Origin of the sequence: Micromonospora sp. NBC_00330, from assembly GCF_036136635.1 — a bacterium.
Classification (GTDB): Bacteria; Actinomycetota; Actinomycetes; order Mycobacteriales; family Micromonosporaceae; genus Micromonospora; species Micromonospora salmantinae.
Window position 1 is genome coordinate 2,947,856 of record NZ_CP108012.1, and the last position, 20,243, is coordinate 2,968,098.

At 72.3% G+C, this 20,243-nt stretch carries 22 protein-coding genes; 15 read left to right on the top strand and 7 right to left on the bottom strand.

Going from position 1 to position 20,243, the window contains the following annotated elements; genetic code table 11:
* Window positions 1–9 precede the first annotated feature (9 nt).
* Both OG598_RS13250 and OG598_RS13255 read right to left on the bottom strand, forming a co-directional pair.
* On the bottom strand, window positions 10–1,290 hold the full coding sequence (locus OG598_RS13250) for a lycopene cyclase family protein (protein ID WP_328654708.1): 1,281 nt from the start codon (window positions 1,288–1,290) through the stop codon (window positions 10–12).
* A gap of 55 nt (window positions 1,291–1,345) precedes the next feature.
* Complete coding sequence (locus OG598_RS13255; RefSeq protein WP_328654709.1) at window positions 1,346–2,614, bottom strand: MFS transporter; 1,269 nt, start codon at window positions 2,612–2,614, stop codon at window positions 1,346–1,348.
* Between the two features lie 145 nt (window positions 2,615–2,759).
* Between OG598_RS13255 and OG598_RS13260 the strand changes: the two genes are divergently transcribed.
* The 8 genes from OG598_RS13260 (at window position 2,760) to OG598_RS13295 (ending at window position 8,478) form a co-directional block, all read left to right on the top strand.
* Entirely contained in the window at window positions 2,760–3,587 is an 828-nt protein-coding gene (locus OG598_RS13260; RefSeq protein ID WP_328654710.1) for an ArsR/SmtB family transcription factor, read from the top strand.
* A gap of 429 nt (window positions 3,588–4,016) precedes the next feature.
* On the top strand, window positions 4,017–4,502 hold the full coding sequence (locus tag OG598_RS13265; RefSeq protein ID WP_091406610.1) for a hypothetical protein: 486 nt from the start codon (window positions 4,017–4,019) through the stop codon (window positions 4,500–4,502).
* A gap of 86 nt (window positions 4,503–4,588) precedes the next feature.
* Entirely contained in the window at window positions 4,589–5,200 is a 612-nt protein-coding gene (locus tag OG598_RS13270) for a class F sortase (RefSeq protein WP_328654711.1), read from the top strand.
* Window positions 5,201–5,342: 142 nt separating this feature from the next.
* On the top strand, window positions 5,343–6,443 hold the full coding sequence (locus OG598_RS13275) for a magnesium and cobalt transport protein CorA (protein ID WP_328654712.1): 1,101 nt from the start codon (window positions 5,343–5,345) through the stop codon (window positions 6,441–6,443).
* 47 nt (window positions 6,444–6,490) lie between these two features.
* Complete coding sequence (locus OG598_RS13280) at window positions 6,491–7,258, top strand: SGNH/GDSL hydrolase family protein (RefSeq protein WP_328655325.1); 768 nt, start codon at window positions 6,491–6,493, stop codon at window positions 7,256–7,258.
* A 23-nt stretch (window positions 7,259–7,281) separates the two neighbouring features.
* Window positions 7,282–7,698, top strand: coding sequence for a YchJ family protein (locus tag OG598_RS13285; protein ID WP_328654713.1), 417 nt, complete (start codon window positions 7,282–7,284; stop codon window positions 7,696–7,698).
* A gap of 97 nt (window positions 7,699–7,795) precedes the next feature.
* The gene (locus OG598_RS13290; RefSeq protein ID WP_328654714.1) at window positions 7,796–8,095 is read left to right on the top strand and encodes a hypothetical protein; all 300 of its coding nucleotides are present in this window, start codon (window positions 7,796–7,798) and stop codon (window positions 8,093–8,095) included.
* Window positions 8,092–8,478 (top strand): VOC family protein, encoded by a 387-nt coding sequence (locus tag OG598_RS13295; RefSeq protein WP_328654715.1) that lies wholly within the window; start codon window positions 8,092–8,094, stop codon window positions 8,476–8,478. The genes OG598_RS13290 and OG598_RS13295 overlap by 4 nt, the downstream gene beginning before the upstream one ends.
* Before the next feature lie 61 nt (window positions 8,479–8,539).
* On the opposite strand, the gene OG598_RS13300 is transcribed toward OG598_RS13295, so the two are convergent.
* From OG598_RS13300 to OG598_RS13310, 3 genes are all read right to left on the bottom strand, one after another.
* A complete protein-coding gene (locus tag OG598_RS13300) occupies window positions 8,540–9,256 on the bottom strand; it encodes a metalloregulator ArsR/SmtB family transcription factor (RefSeq protein WP_328654716.1) in 717 nt (238 codons plus the stop codon).
* 86 nt (window positions 9,257–9,342) lie between these two features.
* On the bottom strand, window positions 9,343–10,656 hold the full coding sequence (locus tag OG598_RS13305) for an MFS transporter (RefSeq protein WP_328654717.1): 1,314 nt from the start codon (window positions 10,654–10,656) through the stop codon (window positions 9,343–9,345).
* 248 nt (window positions 10,657–10,904) lie between these two features.
* Complete coding sequence (locus OG598_RS13310; protein WP_328654718.1) at window positions 10,905–12,020, bottom strand: mechanosensitive ion channel family protein; 1,116 nt, start codon at window positions 12,018–12,020, stop codon at window positions 10,905–10,907.
* 188 nt (window positions 12,021–12,208) lie between these two features.
* Here OG598_RS13310 and OG598_RS13315 point away from each other — a divergent pair, with 188 nt between their 5' ends.
* The 4 genes from OG598_RS13315 (at window position 12,209) to OG598_RS13330 (ending at window position 16,345) form a co-directional block, all read left to right on the top strand.
* Window positions 12,209–13,339, top strand: a complete 1,131-nt coding sequence (locus OG598_RS13315; protein ID WP_328654719.1) for a peptidoglycan recognition protein family protein — start codon at window positions 12,209–12,211, stop codon at window positions 13,337–13,339.
* A gap of 88 nt (window positions 13,340–13,427) precedes the next feature.
* On the top strand, window positions 13,428–15,002 hold the full coding sequence (locus tag OG598_RS13320) for an FMN-binding glutamate synthase family protein (protein ID WP_328654720.1): 1,575 nt from the start codon (window positions 13,428–13,430) through the stop codon (window positions 15,000–15,002).
* A gap of 225 nt (window positions 15,003–15,227) precedes the next feature.
* Complete coding sequence (locus tag OG598_RS13325; RefSeq protein ID WP_328654721.1) at window positions 15,228–15,752, top strand: GNAT family N-acetyltransferase; 525 nt, start codon at window positions 15,228–15,230, stop codon at window positions 15,750–15,752.
* A complete protein-coding gene (locus tag OG598_RS13330) occupies window positions 15,749–16,345 on the top strand; it encodes a GNAT family N-acetyltransferase (RefSeq protein WP_328654722.1) in 597 nt (198 codons plus the stop codon). Before OG598_RS13325 ends, OG598_RS13330 begins: the two co-directional genes overlap by 4 nt.
* On the opposite strand, the gene OG598_RS13335 is transcribed toward OG598_RS13330, so the two are convergent.
* Window positions 16,237–17,214, bottom strand: a complete 978-nt coding sequence (locus OG598_RS13335; protein WP_328654723.1) for a helix-turn-helix transcriptional regulator — start codon at window positions 17,212–17,214, stop codon at window positions 16,237–16,239. The two genes, OG598_RS13330 and OG598_RS13335, sit on opposite strands and share 109 nt — an antisense overlap.
* 61 nt (window positions 17,215–17,275) lie before the next feature.
* Between OG598_RS13335 and OG598_RS13340 the strand changes: the two genes are divergently transcribed.
* From OG598_RS13340 to OG598_RS13350, 3 genes are all read left to right on the top strand, one after another.
* Window positions 17,276–17,746 (top strand): VOC family protein, encoded by a 471-nt coding sequence (locus OG598_RS13340; protein WP_328654724.1) that lies wholly within the window; start codon window positions 17,276–17,278, stop codon window positions 17,744–17,746.
* A 57-nt stretch (window positions 17,747–17,803) separates the two neighbouring features.
* Complete coding sequence (dinB, locus tag OG598_RS13345; protein ID WP_328654725.1) at window positions 17,804–18,991, top strand: DNA polymerase IV; 1,188 nt, start codon at window positions 17,804–17,806, stop codon at window positions 18,989–18,991.
* 122 nt (window positions 18,992–19,113) lie between these two features.
* On the top strand, window positions 19,114–19,479 hold the full coding sequence (locus OG598_RS13350; RefSeq protein ID WP_328654726.1) for a hypothetical protein: 366 nt from the start codon (window positions 19,114–19,116) through the stop codon (window positions 19,477–19,479).
* A 69-nt stretch (window positions 19,480–19,548) separates the two neighbouring features.
* Here OG598_RS13350 and OG598_RS13355 read toward each other — a convergent pair whose 3' ends face one another.
* A complete protein-coding gene (locus tag OG598_RS13355) occupies window positions 19,549–20,211 on the bottom strand; it encodes a ThuA domain-containing protein (protein WP_328654727.1) in 663 nt (220 codons plus the stop codon).
* Window positions 20,212–20,243 lie beyond the last annotated feature (32 nt).

A 20,243-nucleotide genomic window follows, 5' to 3' on the forward strand; every position in this document is an offset into this window, starting at 1 on the left:
CCCGGCAACCTACCGGGCGCGGACGTCGTCCTCCCCGCTCGGGGGGCCGGCGCGCCGAGCCGTCGGCGTCGAACCCACCACAGCGGGTGGGATGGCCGGCGCGGGCCGGGTGGGGCGCAGCCGGTCACGCACCCGGTGTGCGGCGTCACCGGCGGTCGCGGCGATCATCGGCAACAGCCGGGTCGAATTCATGATCGCGACCTCCTCGGCCGGAGTGGTGCCGCCGTCGAGGAAGCGCAGCACCCGCTCGGCCGGGTTGCGGTCGAAGAGTCGGTCGAAGAATTCGGGACCGCCCACCCCGCCCCGGTCCAGTGCCCGCAGCGCCACCGCGTCCATCCAGCGGTGCCGGCGCGGGTAGGCCGGCTCGGGCACCGGCGCGCGGCCCGCCGCGAGGGCGCGGGCCACCTGGTCGGCCTGGCGGTACATGGCGGAGAAGGTGAAGCCGGTGGAGGGACGGGTCGCGCCACCGGCCGTGCCGAGCCGGACCACGCGGGGGGTGGGCCGGGCCGGGAACGGCGCGTCGGTCATCGGGATCACCCCGTTCTCCACCTCGCGCACCCGCAGCCCGGTCGGATCCAGCCCGAGCAGATCCCGGTAGCCGGTCAGCGCCGCGTCGTACCCGGCGTCGGTCAGCAGGTCCGGCGAGAACTCGGTGTACTCGACCAGGGCGTAGCGGTCGCTGACCGGCAGCACGTACCCGAAGGAGACGCCCCGGGGCGGCTGCGGGGTACGAAAGTCCATCAGCACCGCACGCGTCGGGTCGAACACCGGCCGGTCAGCCTCCAGCCACCACCCTCGGAAGTGCTGCAACCAGGTGGTTCGCCCCGCTCTCGCCGGCGGCCGGGGACGGGAGTCGAGCACCCAGCCGGCCCGTACCCGGCGCCCGTCGCCGGTACGCACCAGCACCCGGGCGCCGTCGTCGCGCACCGTCTCGGCGGGCGCGACGATCCGCGTGGCGTCGAGGCGACGCTCGGCGTCGGCAGCCCGGTCGTAGACCGGGCCGGAGCGGAGCATGGCGTACCGCAGCGGGGTGAGGTCAAGGACGCGGCGTCGCGCCGCCGTCGCCACCTCGACCTGCTGCCAGCTCGCGCTGAGCAGCGGGTCCAGGTCGCTGTCGGGGTGACCCCAGAACGCCCAGGTGCGATCCTGACCGCGACGGCGCACGGGGTCGACGATGGCGATCCGCAGATCCCGGACACCGTGCCGGTCCAGCGCGGCGAGCAGCAACGACGCGGCGCCGCCGCCACCGAGCAGCGCGAGGTCGACGTCGAGCGGCGCGGAGTCGGTCACCCGCACCACGCTGCCACACCGCCGCCCGACACCGCCGGATGGGCCGCAACGGCGCTCAGGCCACCGGGGCGGGCGACTCGACCGGGGTCGGGTCGGCATAGGCGCGCGCGACAGCGGCGCGGTTGAAGACCCGCCAGGTGGCGGCGGAGACGCCGATCGCCACCACCAATCCGACCCAGTACGGCGCGGTGATGCCGAATCGGGCGGCGAGCAGCCCGCCCAGCAGTGCGCCCACGCAGTTGCCGCCCGCCGCCACGAAGAGGTTCGTGCTGGCCACCCGGCCCTGCAGGTTCGCCGGGGTGAGTCGTTGGCGCAGCGAGTTCGACACGATGTTCCACAGCCCGCCGTGCACGCCGAAGGCGAACAGCGCGAACCCGACCACGATGGTGCTGCGGGACGCCGCCAACGCCAGGTGCAGCCCCGCCTCGACGAGCAGGCCGATCCGGATCGTCCAGGTGGCGCTGATCCGGGCGATGATCCGGTCGCCGAGGAGTGCGCCGAGCACCCCACCGGTGGCCATGCAGGTGAAGAGCAGGCCGTAGCCGACGGATCCGAGCCCGAGCCGCTCGCCGGCGAGCAGCACCAGCACCGCGAGCGCGGCGGTGAGGGTCACGTTGAGCAGACCGATCAGCACGGCCATCGTGCGCAGCAGCCGCTGGTTGGCCAGCCAGCGCAGTCCTTCGACGATCTCGCCGCCCATCGAGCGGGTACGGAGTGCGTGCGTGTCGCCGACGGCGGCCCGGAAGTCACCGCCGATCAGCGCCACCAGTACGGCGCTGAGGGCGTACGTGACGGCGTTGACCAGGAACGGGCTGCCCGCCGAGAGCGCGAACAGGAAGCCGCCGAGCGGGCCGGCGAGCATGCTGTGCATGAGGGTGGCGCCGCCGCTGAGCCAGCCGTTGGCGCGCTCCAGACGGTGCCGCGGCACCACGACCGGAACCATGGCCTGGCTCGCCGCGCGGAACACGATCTCACCGGTGTTGACCAGGAACAGCACCGCGAACAGCAGCGCCACCCCGCCCCGGCCGCTGAGGATCGCAGTGGCCAGAACGGCGAGCGCTACCACCCGGACCAGGTCGATGACGATCATCAGGCGGCGGCGGTCCATCCGGTCCACCAGCACCCCGCCGGGCAGGGCGAAGAGCAGCCACGGCAGCCACGCCACCGCCGACGCCCCGGCGACCACGAGCGGGTCATCGGTGCGCGACGCGACGAAGAGCGGCGCGGCGACGGTGGCCAGGCCGCTGCCCAGGGCCGACAGGGTGCTCGCCGCCCAGAGTTTGGCGAACACCGGTCCCAGGCCAGCTCCCACGTTCCGTGTCACGGCGAGCGAACCTACCAGCGTCTCCCCTGCACGCACGGGGATTTATCCCTCCGGCAGATGGCCGCCCGCGGTCAGCTTGACAGGCAACCGGCTGGTTGCATAACTTGGCAGGCAACCGAATGGTTGCCTGTTGCGGGGAGGGCCGATGGACGACGCGTTTCGGGCGCTGGCCGACCCCAGCAGGCGTCGACTGCTGGACCGACTCAACGAGCGCAACGGCCAGACCCTGCGGGAGCTGTGCGACGGGCTAGCCACCACCCGACAGGCCGTCAGCAAGCACCTGTCGGTCCTGGAGGCCGCCGATCTCGTCACCACCGTCCGGCGCGGCCGGGACAAGCTGCACTACCTCAACGCCGCCCCGATCAACGCCATCGCCGACCGTTGGCTCAGCCGCTACGACCGGGAGCGCGCCGTCACCCTGGCCGACCTGACCACCGCATTGGAGCGACAACCCATGGAGAGCCCGACCTTCGTCTACACCACCTACGTCACCACCACCGCGCAGCGACTGTGGTCCGCGCTCACCGAACCGGCGTTCACCCGTCGCTACTGGGGTGGAGTCGCGCTGGTTTCGGACTGGCAGGTCGGCTCACCAGTGCTGTGGCAGGACGCACCCGACGGCGAGCCGCGCGACCTCGGCCAGCGGGTGCTCGTCGCCGAGCCGTACCGCCGACTCTCCTACAGCTGGCACGGCTTCCAACCCGAGCACGCCGAGCACTTCGGCTGGTCCGCCGAGGAGCTGGCCGCCCGGCTCGGTGAACGCCGGTCGACGGTGACCTTCGAGATCGAGCCGCACAGCGGGTCGACCGTCCGGCTGACCGTCATCCACGACGGCTTCTCCCCGGACAGTGAGATGCACCGGGCGATCAGCGGCCAGCTCGACGGCAGCGGCGGCTGGCCGGAGCTGCTGGCCAGCCTCAAGACCCTGCTGGAGACCGGCGAGCCGATGCCCGACCCGACCCCGACCCGCTGACCCGGGCACCCATCCGGCGCACCGGCCGGCCCAAGATCTGCACAACTTCAGGGATATAGGGGCCTCCAGACCGCGCGAGGCCCCTATATCCCTGTTCTTGTGCGGATCTTGGATCGGGCCCGGCGGCGGACCGCGCCCGGCCGGGCGGTGCATTTCCGCCGTCTGCGGCAATACCTCGCCATCGACACAGCGACGACAGCCCGACCGGATGGACATCGATCGGAGCACCGGTGTCGGTCGGGCCGTCCGGGCCTTTCCGCAGCTCGCCCCGCCTTCGGGTGGACACGTGACGGCAACGAGGATTTCTCATTTTCACCTGATCGAGGACCCAACCCAACCTAGTGTTGGGCACACCGGTGCTAGTCACGGAGTTGGCCACCCGAACGACGTCCCACGCAGTCAGCGGACGAAAAGTGAGGGAAGACGCGTATGAAGGTCTCAACAGCACTCTGCTCGGCGGCGCTCGGCGTGGGCCTCGGCACGCTCCTGCTGCCAGGCGCCGCACTGGCCGACACCACCGTGTCACCGGCCACCACCCCGGTCGGTGGGACCGTCGTGCTCACCGCGACGACCTGCAACCCGAAGTCGGGTGACGCCCTCTTCCGGGTCACCGGTCCCAACCGCGACCAGAACGTCCGATCCACCACGGCCGCCGCCGGCGGCGGGCTGAGCGCCGAGCTCTTCACCGCCGGGTTCACCCTGGGCACGTACACGGTGGCGGCGACCTGCGGCGACGGCAGCTCGGCCGGCACCGCCACCTTCGCCGTCACCCCGATCGGCGGCGCGCCGGCCGGCTCCGGCGGCGACAACCGTGACACCGGCGCTCTCGCCGCCGGCGGCACGCTGCTCGGCACCGCCCTCGCCGGCGCGGTGATCCTGATCCGCCGGCGCCGTCCGGTGTCCACTGTCGCCTGATCGGCGACCGTTCCATCCCTGAGACGGGTGCCCGCGCCGGTGACACCGGTGCGGGCACCCCGACGATCCGGTACGGAGGCGCACACGTGCGGTCGCGGCGGACCCTGCCGGCAGTGGTAGCCCTGCTCGGCGTGACCGGGCTCGGACTGATCACCGTCGGCCTCACCGCCGACCCGGCGCGGCCACCACGACCGTCGGCCGACGCGCCGACCCGCACCCATCCCGCACCGGACCTGGCGCCGCTGCCACCCGCCGCGCCGGTCCGGGTGCAGATCCCCGCCATCGACGTACGCGCCGACATCGTCCCCGTCGGCGCCGACGCCGCCGGGGTGCTGGAGGTGCCTCCACTGGACCGGCCCACCCTCGCCGGCTGGTACCGGTACGGGGTCAGCCCCGGTGAGACCGGCAACGCCGTCCTGGTGGGACACGTCGACGCACCGTCCGGCCCGGCGGTCTTCTTCGACCTCGGTCGGCTTCGCGCCGGACAACAGGTACAGGTCACCCGCGCCGACGCACGGGTCGCCACGTTCACAGTGGACGACGTCCGGGCTTACCCCAAGGAGCACTTCCCCACCACACTGGTCTACGGCCCGGCGGACGCCGCCGGGCTGCGCCTGATCACCTGCGGCGGCCGGTTCGACGCGACGACCGGCAACTACGTCGACAACGTCGTCGTCTTCGCCACCCGCACCGCCTGAACCGAGCCGCAGGCCCGAACCGAGCCGCAGGCCCGCGCCGCCCGCGCCACCTCCCCCGCTGTCGGGAGCCGGACCCCGCTCGGCAGAATGCGGTGGCACCATCCCCTGATCGGGACGGTGCGCCGGCGACGGGGAGGCACGGGTGGATCAGCGACCGGTACGGGACCGGACCGGTCGAGGCGTACTCGCCCTGGCCCGGCGACTGCTCGGACGGGTCGAGGGCGACTCCCCCACCCCCCGCCGGTCCAACCCGGACGCCGTGGTCGACTGCGCCGTCTACGTCAACGGCCGCCGGGAACCCGGTCAACCGCACTACGCCGACGCGTACGCCCGGGCGCGGCACGGCCGCGACGCCTTCGTGTGGCTGGGACTGCACGATCCCGGCCCGGCGGTGCTCGCCGCGGTCGGCCAGACCTTCGGCCTCGACGAGCTGACCGTCGAACAGGCCCTCGCCGACGGGCACCGGCCCACGGTGCAGCGCCACGGCCCGGTCACGTTGCTGGTCCTGCGCACGGCCGGGTACGTGGAGCACGACGAGCTGACCGACACCTCCGAGGTGATCGACACCGGGGACGTCATGGTGCTGCTCGGCGACCGCTTCGCCATCACTGTGCGGCACGGCGCCGCCGGTGCGCTGCGCAGCGTCCGCGCCGACATCGAGCGCCGCACCGCGCTGCTGGCCGCCGGACCGTGGGCAGTGGCGTACGCGGTCTGCGCCCGTATGGTCGACTCCTACCTGGAGGTGGCCGGGCACGTGGAACGGGACCTGGAGCGGGTCGAGGAGGCGGTGTTCGCCCGCGACCGCACGACCGACATCCAACACATCTACCAGCTCAAACGGGAGGTGGTGGAGTTCAAGCGGGCAGTCCTGCCGTTGCAGGCGCCGATGCGTACGCTGCTCGAACCCGACGGCCCGCCGCGTGCCCTGCACCGCTGGTTCGTCGACGTCGACGGCCGGCTGAGCCGGGCGGTGGACCGGGTAGCCGCGTACGACGACCTGCTCACCTCGATCGTCCAGTCGCGGCTGGCGCAACTCGCCGTCGAGCAGAACAACGACATGCGCAAGATCGCCGCCTGGGCGGCCATCGCGGCCACCCAGACCGGCATCGCCGGCATCTACGGAATGAACTTCAACCACATGCCCGAGCTGGCCTGGCGCTACGGCTACGCCGGAGCGGTCACCCTGATGGCGGCGGCTGCCCTGTTCCTGTACCGGCTGTTCCGCCGCTCCGGCTGGCTGTGAGGCCGGCGGTCCGCCTGAGCTGACGGAGGGCTAACCTCGCGCGGGTGATGTGGCAGAGGTACGTGGCGATCGGTGACAGCACCACCGAAGGGCTCGACGACCCGGACGGTCTCGGCGGTTACCGGGGCTGGGCCGACCGGTTCGCCCTGGCGGTGGCCCGCGCCCAGGGCGGTCTGGAATACGCGAACCTGGCCATCCGTGGCCGGACCACCGCGTTGATCCGCGCCGAGCAGCTCCAGCCCGCCCTCGACCTGGCCCCCGACCTGGCCACGGTGGTCGCCGGTATGAACGACGTGCTGCGCCCCTCCTTCGACGCGGACCAGGTCGCCGGGGATGTCGCGGCGATGCAGCAGGCACTGGTCGATCAGGGGGCCACAGTGCTGACCTTCACGATGCCGGATCCGGCGCCCGTGATGCCGCTGGCCCGGCCGCTGCGGGGTCGCATGCTGGCGCTCAACGAGGCGCTGCGGGCCGCCACCGCGCGGACCGGCGCCACCCTCCTCGACCTGGGCGCCCACCCGGTCTCCTCCGATCCCCGGCTGTGGAGCGACGACCGGCTGCATGCCAACAGCGCCGGGCACGAGCGCATCGCCGCCGCGCTGGCGTACACGGCGGGTCTGCCCGGGTTCGACGACTCCTGGACACAACCGTTGCCGCCGGCACCCCGGCGGCGCCGCGGCGAGGTGTTCGGCGCCGAGCTGGCCTGGACCCGCCGGCACCTGCTGCCCTGGCTGGCCCGGCACCTACGCGGCCAGTCGTCGGGCGACGACCGGGTGGCCAAGCGGCCGGTACCGCTGCCGGTGCCGCTGGACTAGGGCCGGTGCGGCAGGATGGCGACGTGGGTAAGGGTGGGGGACGTCGGCGGGCGAACGCGACAACGGGACGGGTGTGCCCGTGCGGTTCCGGCCGGGCGTACGCGGACTGCTGCGCGCCGGCGCACGGCGGCGAGGCCCCGGCGACGGCCGAGGCGTTGATGCGCTCCCGGTTCAGCGCCTTCGCCCTCGGCGACTCCGGTTACCTGCTGCGCAGTTGGCACTCCTCGACCCGGCCCGCTTCCCTGGAGCTCGACCCGGGGCAGCGATGGACCCGACTGGAGATCGTGGAAACCGAGCGGGGCGGCCTGCTCGACACCGCCGGCACTGTGACCTTCCACGCCCACTACCGGGACGCGGGCCGGCCCGGCACGGTGACCGAACACAGCCGGTTCGTCCGCGAGGACGGCCGGTGGGTCTACCTCGACGGTGACCAACCCTGACGGCCGTTGGGGCGTAGGATGACGTCGGCGTAGTCCTGCGCCGCACCTCCCTCCCGGCGCTCACGCCGCCGGCAACGCGGAGGCAAAGACGATTGCCGTGCCGGCGCTGCGCTTGTTCGAGGCGTTCGCCGACGAGACGGCACGCGCCCACTGGCTGCCCGACGTCGAGGTACGTGTCCGCACCGCCACCGCGCCGCGCAGCTTCCGGGCCGACTGGGCCGGTGGCCCCACCAGGATCGTCGTCGGCATCGACGCTGTCGGCGAGTCAAAGGCCCGGGTCAACGTCCTGCACGAGAAGCTGACCGGAGCCGAGCAGGCCGCGGAGCTGAAGGCGTACTGGCGGGACCGGCTCGCCGCACTGAAGGCACTGCTCGAAACGGACGGAGACCAGCGATGACCATGACATTCATCAACCTGCCGGTGCGCGACCTGACCACCGCGACCGAGTTCTACCGGGCGATCGGCTTCACCAGCGACCAGGCCGATCCGGACGGCGACAGCATGGTGCTCACCGTCTCCGACACCACCCGGCTGGTGCTGCACCTCCGCTCGGGCTTCGAGGCGTACACCGGGGTCGCCGCGACGGACACGGCGACCAGCCGGGAGGTCATCGTCGGCCTGTCGGCGTCGAGCCGGGGGCAGGTCGACGAACTGGTCGACCAGGCGGCGGTCGCCGGTGGGGAGTCGCTCGGGCCGGGGATGGCCAACGGGCCGATGTACATGCGCGGCTTCCGCGACCTCGACGGCCACCAGTGGTCGTTCCTGCACATGGCCGGCTGACAGTGCGGCCCGGCGGCGGCCTCCTCGGGCCCCCGCCGGGCACCTCGTCGATTCGGGGTGATCAGTCCGGCAGGTCGGCGGCCAACCGGGCGAGGCCGGGCAGGATCGTGTCCCGCCAGCCGGGCCCCATCCGCGCGAAGGCGTCCCGGGCCCGGGGGTCGTCGAGGTCGAAGCCCGAGTGGTCCAGGAACAGTCGGGTGCCGTTGCCCTCGGGAACCAGCCGCCAGGTCAGCGTCCAGTTCTCGTTGAACGTGTAGACGAAACGCCGCTCGGGATCGACCTCGGTGACCTCGCAGGCCACCGCTCCCCAACCGGGCATCTGTAGGTGGAAGCGGTGACCGACGACGGCGGCGACGTCGCCCGGTACCCACCAGCGGGCGAGCAACTCCGGCTCGGTGAGGCTGCGCCAGACCTTTGACGGCGGCGCGGCGATGAACTGGTCCACGGCGATGGTGGCGGTATCTGTCATGGTCTCCTCCTGGAGCATGTCGGCAAGGGTGCGGAGGCGGTGACGCCAGAACCGCTCGAAGGGGTGGAGCCAGTCGCCCACCTGGGCGAGTGGCTCGGCGGTCAGGTGGTAGTGCCGTTGTCGTCCGGTGGGCTGGTCGTGCACGAGCCCGGCCCGCCGCAGGATTTGCAGGTGCTCGGCGACGGCCGGCCGGCTCAGGTCGAAGCTGGCGGCGAGGTCGCCGGCCGTGCGGGGCCCGTCGGTCAGGAGTTCCAGCAAACGTCGGCGGACCGGATTCGCCAGCGCGAGAAAGAGGTCGTCGTCGGGCACGTCAGGAAGGATGCGTCGGAACTTCCCGACGTGTCAAGGATTCCCGACATAACCTTACGTGACGGTGGCTCAGGTCACCGCGACTCTCAGTCATCAGCAGCTCCGGCACGGCGGCCGAGGCGGGCCGGCGACCGGCGGCGGGTCAGCAGCACCAGCGCCACCACGAGGTACGCCCCGGCGGTCAGCGCGAACGCCAGCGCGTTGCCGGCCGCCGTGGCGAGCAGACCGTAGCCGGCGTACGTCACGATGATCAGCACGTCGGTGGCCATCCCGGCCAGCGAGGTGACTGTGGCGCGGCTGGTGCCGGTGATCCGCGCCTGGAGCCGCGCGTCGGCCAGCACTGTGGCCAACTGCGCGGCGCCGAAGGCCACCGCGAGCAGCACGAACCCCGCCGGGTGCCGAAGCAGGGCACCTGTGGCCAGCGCGACGCCGACCAGCCCCAGCAGCGCGGCGTAGCCTCGGCTGCCCAGCCGCTCCCCCGCCGGGGCGAGCAGCCCGCCGACCGTCACTCCGGCCCAGAGCAGCAGGAGCAGCAGGGGTACGGCCTGCGCCCCGACGCCGGTGTCCAGGGCGAGCAGCGGGGTGTACTCGTCCAGGGCACCCCAGTCGGCGGCGACCACGGCAACCAGCAGCACGGCGGCCCGTACCGGCGGACGGGTGCGGACCTGCGACACTCCGGCCCGCAGCGTGTCCCACCACCCCAGGTCACCATCGTCGTCCGGGCTAGCGGGCTCGTCCTGCCCCGGTGGTGCGGCGCCCACCGGCCGGGCGGCCATTGCCGGCTCGGCGACCGGGACGCGTACGGCGGCGGGCGCGCGGTGTTCCGGGAGGCGGGTGGCGACGATCGTGGCGAGCAGGCAGGCGAGCACGCTGGCCGCGCCGACCGCCGGGTACCCGCCGACGGCGAGCACCGGGCCGGCGAGCACTCCGGAGACCACCACGCCCAGCACACCCGCGGTCCGCGCCCGCCCGAGCACCCGGGCGTACCGGCCGACCGCGCCGAGCCGGTCCAACTCGGTCCAGACCAACGCCTCCAACGCACCGGAGACCAGCGCGCCACCAGCGCCCCAGAGCAGAAACCCGACAGCGAAGGCCGGGTACGACGGCAGCAGCACCCAGAGCGCGAAACCGGCGGCGGCCACCAGCGGGGCGAGACACAGCAGCAGCCGGCGGGACAGCACGTCGGCCCAGGCGCCGGAGGGCACCTCGAACAGGATGCCGGCGGCGGACCAGATGACGAAGAGCGACGCGATCTGCCCCACCGACAGCCCGGTGTCGGCGAAGAACACCACGTACAGCGGGTAGAGCAGGACGAGGTCACTGAGGAACGCGTACCCGTAGAGGGTCGCCGTCAGCCGACGGACCGCCGGCTCGGGCACGCGCGAATCGATGAGGATCATGGGGCCTTCCCGTGGGAGTGGAGACGGACACCGGACGTGCGGTGCCCGTGGTGGCCCACGGGATCGGCCGACGCTGCTGGATCAATGTCGCCAGGTCATGCCCGCGATGCTAGACAACCCGCGCGGCAGCGGCCAGCGCTTTCGGCGTGCCGAGCAGCGCGAACCGTGCCTGGTGAGCGAGGCGGGGGCGGACAACGAGGGGCGGGGCGGGATCAGATCGATCCCGCCCCGCCGCCGTACCGCTGGTGTCAGCGCCGGTCGAACGGCGGAATGACAGTGGTGGTCTCACTGTCGTCGCTGGTGCGCTGCCCGGGCACCGCGCGATCGGTGCCGCCCGTGACCACCTGGGTGGCGTCAGGGTCGACGTTGGTGCCCACCACCTGGGTGACGTCCGAGTCGACGGAGCCGCTGACCACCTGGGTCGTGTCGTCGGTCGCGGAGGGCCGGGCCGGCGTCGGCGTCACGTCGTCGAGGGCGCCGCGATCGACCGCCTGGGTGGCGTCGGAGCTGACCGGGAAGTGGACGACCTGGGTGGCCTCCGGATCGGTGGGCCGGGTCACCACCTGCGTGGCGTCGGCGTCGGCGGGCCGGGGCACCACCTGGGTCGCCTCCGCGCCGCTGGTGGTGGTGGCCGACCGGCGGGCCAGCTCGGCCTCGGCGTCGCGGCGACCCGCCCGGTACGCCTGGGCGTGCTCGGCGATCAGCTGCGACTCCTGCTCGGCGCGGGTCAGCCACGACTCCCAACGACTCTGCATCGGACGGATCAGACCACCGCCGACACCGACGACGAGGATGCCGCCGATCGTGGCCAGTACGGCGATCAGCACCGGAGTGGTGACCGCGGTGGCCACACCGATCTGGTTCAGCGCCGCGATGACACCGAGACCGAGGATGAACACCGAGGCGATGGTGGCCAGCACCCGGCCGTACGACAGGCCGCCGAGCGCGCCGCTGATGATGTCCTTGACCGCGTTGGCGATGGCGGCGGCGACCACGACGATGACGATCGCGACGAAGGCGCGGGGCAGCCACGCGATCACCGCGCCGAGCAGGTCGGAGATCGGGTTCGGCCCCCAGATGCCGAAGGCGAGCTGAAGGGTGAACAGCAGCACCGCGTAGTAGACGAGCTTCGCGACGATGTCACTGGCGTCGTACCGGGAGCGGCTCAACGCGCGGCGGATGCCGCCGCGTTCGACGGCGCGGTCGAAGCCCACCCGTTCGAGGACCTTCTCCACGATCTTCAGTACGGCCTTGGCGATCAGCCATCCGGCCACCAGGATCGCCAGGAAGGCGACGGCCTTGGGCAGGAAGAGCATCACCGAGCGGAGAGCGTCGCCCACCGCGTCGCTGACGTTGTCACTCATCTGGTCATTCCTTAAGTGGGGCAGCCGGAACGGTCAGCCCCGGACCTACCCTCGACCCGACGCGCGGAAACGCCGACGCGACGGCCCGACCCCTGGCGCGCTGGCGATCTTGGCAATATTCTCCGGAGTGCGTGCGGCCACTGGAGCTACTTTTCATCCCCCCGCCGTCGGCCGCAGGAGGAGATGCAATGCACGTCGACCATTCCGAAGTGGATCGCCGGACGCTGCTGCGGGCCGGTCTCGGCGCCGCCACGGTCGCCGTCGTCGGGAGCGAACTCGCCTTCCCCGGCGCGGCGCAGGCCGCGCCGGGCACCGACCTGGACTGGATCATCAGCTGTGACGAGTGGGCCGCTCGCCCACCGAAAGACCCGCTGTCGGTGAGCGCCATCGCCACCAACAAGATCATCGTGCACCACATGGCGTTCCCGAACGTCACCGACTACTCCCGCGAGCAGGCGGTCAAGCTGGCCCACGACTGCCAGGACCTGCACATGGACGGCAACGGCTGGTCGGACACCGGCCAACACTTCACGGTGAGCCGCGGCGGGTACGTGCTGGAGGGCCGCCGGGGCAGCCTGGAGCGCCTCGAAGCCGGCGACCGGCAGATGATCTCGGCGCACTGCCCGGGTGAGAACGGCCGGGCCATCGGCATCGAGAACGAGGGCACCTACGTCACCGAGACGCCACCCGAGGCGTTGACCGACTCGCTGGTCAAGCTCTGCGTCGCGATCTGCCGGCAGTACGGCCTGCACGCGCACGACATCTTCGGCCACTGGGACTTCCGCACCACCGAGTGCCCGGGCGCGGCCTTCTACCGGCAGTTCCCCGAGCTGCGGCGGCGGGTGCACGTCGCCCTGGGCACCAAGCTCGGCGACGTGCCGGCGCGCCGCTGGCCGGACCTGTGGCGTTTCGTCAACTCCCCCTCGGTCCGGGTGGTGCAGCACCTGCTCGCCTACCGGGGCTACCCGGTGACCGTCAGCGGCACGTTCGACGCCGCCACCGTCGCGGCGGTGCAGGACTGGCAGGCCCGCAACGGCATCGCTGTGGACGTGGACGCCACACTCACCACGCCGACCTGGGAGACCCTCGCGCCGGAGCTGGACCAGCACGCCGCCGGAGCACCGGTCACGGCCGTGCAGGAAATCCTCGCCACCAAGGGGTACGCGGTCACCGTCACCGGGGCGTACGACCACGCCACCCGGAGGGCGGTGCAGGACCTTCAGGCGCTGCACGGGCTGCCGCGCAACGGCAAACTCAGCACGAGCACGTGGTGCACGATCGTCGGCGGATCGGTCCGGGAGTCGTTCCGGCACCGCTGAGCGCGTGGTGGCGGTGCGGGGCGCACCCGCACCGCCACCAGCCGGCTCACCGGTTTGATCCGCCGCCCCGGCGGAAAGAGTCCCGGGCATGACCTGGGCCCGTCGAGCCGTACCCGCTGTCGCCGCCGCCGTCGCGGCCCTCGCCGCGCGGGACCTGATCCAGCGCGACCACGCGCTGCTGCGCAACTTCCCGGTCCTCGGCCGGGCCCGCTACCTGTTGGAGACGATCGGGCCGGAGCTACGGCAGTACATCGTGGCCGGCAACAACGAGGAGCGGCCGTTCACCCGCGACCAGCGCCGCTGGGTGTACGCGTCGGCCAAGCAGGAGAACAACTACTTCGGGTTCGGCACTGACAACGACATCGAGTACACCCCCGGGTACCCGATCATCAAGCACCGCACGTTCGGCCGTGCCGTGCCGCCGTCGTCACCGACCGCCGGGCACGACGTGCGGTTGCCCTGCGCGAAGGTGCTCGGCGCGGCACGGGGACGCGCCCGGGCGTTCCGACCGGAGTCGGTCGTCAACATCTCCGGGATGAGCTTCGGTTCGCTCTCCGGCAACGCCATCACCGCGCTCAACAAGGGGGCGGCGCTCGCCGGCTGCCTGCAGAACACCGGCGAGGGCGGCCTGTCGCCGTACCACCGCAACGGCGGTGAGCTGGTCTTCCAACTCGGCACCGCGTACTTCGGCTGCCGCGACGAGCACGGCCGGTTCAGCCTCGACCGACTGAAGGACCTGGTCGCCGGCGCACCGGCGCGGGCGCTGGAGATCAAGCTGAGCCAGGGCGCCAAGCCGAGCCTCGGTGGACTGCTGCCCGGGGCGAAGGTGTCCGCCGAGATCGCCGCCACCCGGGGCATCCCGGCCGGTCAGGACTGCGTCAGCCCGTCCCGGCACGCCGAGTTCTCCGACTGCGACAGCCTGCTCGACTGGGTGGAGTTGCTGGCCGCCGAGACAGGACTGCCGGTCGGCATCAAGTCGGCGGTCGGTGACCTGAGCTTCTGGCAGGAGCTGGCCACCCTGATGCGGGACACCGGCCGGGGTGTGGACTTCGTGACGATCGACGGCGGCGAGGGCGGCACCGGGGCCGCACCACTGATCTTCACCGACTCCGTGTCGCTCCCCTTCCAGCAGGGCTTCTCCCGGGTGTACAAGATCTTCGCCGAGCACGATCTGCACGAACAGGTGGTCTTCGTCGGCGGCGGCAAGCTCGGCCTGCCGGACAACGCCATAGTGGCGTTCGCGCTCGGCTGCGACATGGTCAACGTCGGTCGGGAGGCGATGTTGGCGATCGGCTGCATCCAGGCGCAGAAGTGCCACACCGACACCTGCCCCACCGGCGTCGCCACCCAGAACGCGTGGCTCGCCCGGGGCCTGGACCCGACGTTGAAGTCGGTCCGGGCGGCCAACTACCTGCGGACGCTGCGCCGGGACCTCACCAAGGTCGCCGAGGCCTGCGGCGTCGAACACCCCGGCCTGATCGGCACCGACGCCGTGGAGATCCTGGAGGGTCGCACCGGCTCCACCCCACTGCACCAGGTGTACGACTACCGACCGGAATGGGGACTGCCCTCGCGCGCCGACCAGGCGGAGATCATCCGGCTGATGGCCCCGGAGGCACCCCAGGGCGGCAGCGCCCCGCCCTCCGCCACCGCCGTCGGCTGAAACCACGCCCGCCCAGCCAACGCGGACAGGCGTCCCAGGCCCGGGGGCAGCCTGCATCCCGCGGCTGGGCCACTGTCGCTCGGGTCGCAAGCCCCGATCCCGGATCGGCTTGATGACTGTGCGGCATCTTGATGACTCACAGACATCAAGCGTTCTCCCGCCATGTCCGCGAAGCGCCGCGATAAACGCGTGGAGCTGGTGACACGCCGCGTCTATGGTGGCGCGGTGCTGATCAGACGCGAGACACCCGCCGACGTCGACGCCATCCGGGCGGTGCACTCCGCAGCCTTCGCCAAGGCCGACGGCGGTGACGGCGTACCGGTCGAGGCGACCCTTGTCGACGCGCTGCGCGCCGACGAGGGCTGGCTGCCCGCGTACTCCCTGGTGGCGACCGATTCGGACGGCCAGGTGGTGGGGCACGTGGTGGCCACCCGCGGCCGGGTGGGTGGTGCGCCGGTGGCGTTGGGCCTGGGACCGCTGGGCGTGCTGCCCGACTGGCAGCGACGCGGGGTCGGCAGTGCGTTGATGCACGCGGTGCTCGGCGCCGCCGACGCGCGGGACGAACCGCTGGTGGTCCTGCTCGGGCACCCCGACTACTACCCGCGCTTCGGGTTCCGGCCGGCCGTCGAGCTGGGCGTCACCCCGCCGCAGCCGTGGGGGCCGCAGTACTTCATGGCTCGCCCGTCGCACGCGTGGCGCGAGTCGATCCGGGGCGAGTTCCGCTACGCCGGCCCGTTCGACGACCTGTGAACCGACCCGCCATCCGTCGGCGGCGTGCCACCGACCTGGACGGCTGCGTCGCGGCGCTCGCCGAGGTTCACCGGGTCGACGGGTACCCGCTGAACTGGCCCGCCGACCCGCACCGCTGGCTGCGCCAGCCGCACCCGGCCCGAGCCTGGGTCGCCGTCGACGCCGACGGCGCCGTTGTCGGACACGTCGCGGTGCATCGGATCCCCGATCAGGTGGACGGGCCGCCCGGCCGGTCGACGGCCGAGGTGGCGCGTCTCTTCGTGATGCCGAAAGCCCGTGGGTTGGCGCTGGGCAGCGCGCTGCTGAACCGGGCCCGCCAGTGGGCGGACAAACGCGCAACGGACCTGGTGCTGGAGGTAGCCGCCGGTGGCACCGCGGCCGCCGCGCTGTACGAGCGCGCAGGATGGCGGTGTGTCGGCACCAGCACGGCACCATGGACCGCTCCCGACGGCAGCCCGGTGTCGCTGCGCCACTACACGCTGCGTCACCGCGCGCCGGGCTCCGACGTCGCACCGGCCAGCACCGCGAGGCGACGGGCGAGCCGGCCTGCGGCCTCGCGCAGCTCGGGAGGCTCCAGCACCTCCATCTCGTGATCCAGGCGGGCGAGGTGCGCGGCCAGCCACTCCAGGTTGTCACCGCCGACGACCAGCACTGACCATCCGTCGCGGTCATCCTCGACCCGCCCCACCTGTGGTGGGACCACCTCGCGCAACCGCTCCGGTTGGGCGTGCACCCGCACCCGGGCGAGGTAGCGGTACGGCGCACCGGTCACGGCCCGCTGCACGAAGGCGACCGGATCCGGATGCTCGCGCGCCGGAAAACGCCAGGTCGTCGCGACCGCCGCCCGCATCCGGTCCAGCCTGAACGTCCGCCAGTCGGCGCGGTCGACGTCCCAGGCCATCAGATACCAGCGGCGGCCGGTCGTGACCATCCGGATCGGCTCGACGCTCCGTTCCTGCTCACGGGCGTCCCGGCCGGGATAGTGGAATCGAACGCGCACTCCGTCCCGACAGGATCGGGCGAGTGTCACCAGCAACTCCGCGTCGATCTCGGCGACCGGGCCGATGAGGGTGTCGGTGGAGCCGTGCACCGCCCGTACCTCGGCGCGGAGCCGCGACGGCATCACCTGGTCGAGCTTCGCGAGCGCCCGTAGCGCCGCCTCGCTCGCCCCGGCGACAGTGCCCCCGGAGGCGAGCCGCAGAGACACCGCCGTCGCGATCGCCTCCTCGTCGTCGAGGAGCAACGGCGGCAGCCGGGTGCCCGCACCGAGTTGGTAGCCGCCGCCGACGCCCGACACCGCGTGCACGGGGTAGCCGAGCGCCCGCAGACGCTGCACGTCGCGGCGCACGCAACGGCCGGTGACCCCCAGCTCGGCGGCGAGTTCGGCGGCCGTCCAGGACAGGCGTCGTTGCAGCAGCGCCAGCAGGCGCAGCACCCGCTCGGTCGTCGCCTCGACGGTCACGCGTCGATCGTTGCACGGATAGCGGAACGACCCTGTCCGCTATCAGCGAGAGGCTGGGATCATGACCGACGAAAACAGGAAGCAGGGATCCGCCGTGACGCGCGATGTCCAGATCACGTTCGACTGCGCCGACCCGGCGGGGTTGGCCACCTTCTGGGCCGAGGCGCTCGGCTACCAGGTGCAGCCCCCACCCGGGAACTTCGAGTCCTGGGACCAGGCGCTGGACGCGATGGGTGTGCCGCCGGAGAACCGCAATGACGCGTCGGCGGTGGTCGACCCCGAAGGCTCGCGACCACGGCTGTTCTTCCAGCGTGTGCCGGAGCACAAGCAGGTGAAGAACCGCGTCCACCTCGACGTCCGCGCGGCCCCCGGGCTGGAGGGTGACGAGCGGATGGCGGCCCTGGAGGCGGAGGCCGAACGGCTCGTCTCGCATGGCGCCAAGCGGCTCAGTCGGCACGAGCCCACTCCCCCGTTGGGCGCCGGTCATCTCATCATGGCCGACCCCGAGGGCAACGAGTTCTGCCTCGACTGACCGAGCGTTCGCCCAGCTCACTGCCGCACTGGCCGGGCGTCATGCGAACATGTGTACGTGTCGCCCGGCGCCAGCATCCTGCACGCCGACCTGGACGCGTTCTACGCGTCGGTCGAGCAGCGCGACGACCCGCGCCTGCGTGGGCGGCCGGTGATCGTCGGGGGCGGCGTGGTGCTCGCGGCCAGCTACGAGGCGAAGGCGCGGGGCGTCCGCAGCGCGATGGGCGGCCAGCAGGCGCGCAGGCTCTGCCCGGACGCGATCGTCGTGCCGCCGCGGATGTCGGCGTACACCGCGGCGAGCCGCGCGGTCTTCGAGATCTTCCGGCAGACCACACCGCTGGTCGAGGGGCTCTCCATCGACGAGGCGTTCCTCGACGTGGGTGGTCTACGGCGGCTGGTCGGGCCACCGGCCGAGATCGCCGAACGGCTGCGCCGGGAGGTCAGCGACCGGGTCCACCTGCCGATCACGGTGGGGGTGGCCCGCACGAAGTTCCTGGCCAAGGTGGCCAGCGGGGTGGCGAAACCGGACGGCCTGCTGGTGGTCGCACCGGACGCCGAGCTGGCGTTCCTGCACCCGCTGCCTGTGGAACGACTGTGGGGCGTCGGCCCTGTCACAGCCGCCAAGCTGCGCGAACGCCGGATCCGTACCGTCGGGGAGGTGGCCCGCCTCGGTGAGGCGGCGCTGGTGTCGCTGCTCGGTGCGGGCGCCGGCCGGCATCTGCACGCGCTGGCGCACAATCGCGACCCCCGGGCGGTGCAGGTGGGGCGGCGGCGCGGTTCGATGGGCGCGCAGCACGCGCTGAGTCGCACCCCGCACGCCTCGACGGAGCTGGACGCCATCCTCGCCGGCCTGGTCGACCGGGTCAGCCGGCGGATGCGGGCGGCGGGGCGGTCCGGCCGCACTGTGGTGTTGCGGTTGCGTTTCGGCGACTACACCCGGGCGACCCGCTCGCACACTGTGGGTAAGGCGACGGCTGACACGACGCCGCTGCTCGCCGCCGCGCGTGCGCTGCTCCGCGCGGCGCTGCCCGAGATCGATCGCCGTGGTATCACACTGATCGGTGTCTCCGTGGGCAACCTCGACGACAACCCGGTCCAGCCTGAGCTGCCCTTCCAGCCGGACCCCGGGTCCGATCTGGACGCTGCGGTCGACGCGGTCCGCGACCGGTTCGGATCAGCGGCGCTCACCCGGGCGGTGTTGCTCGGGCGGGAGCCGGGCGTGGAGATGCCGCTTCTGCCGGACTGACCGATAAGCGTGCGGCGTCCGCGGCCGAGCTGCGATCAGAGACACATCACAGCAGGTCGGCGGTTTAGCCGGCGGCTGACGGGTGACCCTTGTGGGGTACAGCCTGACGAGGGGGGCCCACCATGTCCGACGACACCAGCGACCGACCGAGTCGCACCGCCGAGCGCCCGCACGACGTGACCGACCCGCTGCTGTGGCAGTTGGCGATCGACGTGCTGAGCGCACACGAGCCGGACGACGAGGGCCGGTGCCGCAATCTCCAGTGCGCCGGGCAGTCCTGGCCGTGCGCGGCCCGCACCGGCGCCGAGCACTCGCTGCGACTGGCGCGCAGCACACCCGCCTCGGTCGAATTGACCATCGACGGGACCGACAGCGACGACGTCGACACGGATGGGCGTCGCGACGTGGCGGTACCGGCCCCCCGCTGGGGCTGGAACGCCGGCCCGGTGGCGTCGCACCGAGGGTCGAAGGCCGCCTCCGCGGCGTGACGGGCCACCAGTCCCTGAACTGATCCGCACCACGTGGGCGAACGCTCGGCCGGTTGTCCGGTCGAGCGTTCAGCTGTCGTGGCGGAGCCAGGCCACGATGCGGCGCAGCAGCTCCTGATGCGCCGGTGACTCGTACGACCGGGCGTCGTGGCCGAGTGCGTTGTAGACGATCCGGCTGCTCCCGATGGTGCGCGCCCAGACGAGCGGATGGGTGTCGCCGCCCTCGTCGTGGACGTAGAGGGCCTCGATGTCGAGACCGTCGACCAGTTCCAACTCGGTGTAGCGCTCGTCGTGAACCTCGAAGTCCCCGAGCCCGGCGCTGATCGGGTGTTCCACACCGCTGCGCCGGATGAGACTCGGGCCGATCGGCGGGTGGAAGGTCCGGCCGTGGGCCCAGGCGGCACCGACAGTGGAACGCCAGGTTGTCGACTGGGGGAACGCGATCGTGGCGCTGTGCACGGCGAGCAGGCTGCCGCCACCGGCCAGGAAGTCGTCGAGGACGCGGGCGAAGATCTCGTCCTCGGGGATCGGGGTTGTGCGGTCCGCGCTCGCGTTCACCACCAGCAGGCGCGCGCCGTCGAGCGCGACCTTGAGCTGGTCGACGGCTGTCACGATCGCGACCGAACCCTCGTCGCCGATCAGCCGGGCCAGCGTGGCACTGGTTTCGGCCAGCGGGTGCCAGGGGTCGGCGTGCGGGCCCTCCCCGCTGAAGATCACAGTGTCGATGGACATGCCGGTGCTCCGTTCCTCATTTGGATTATTTT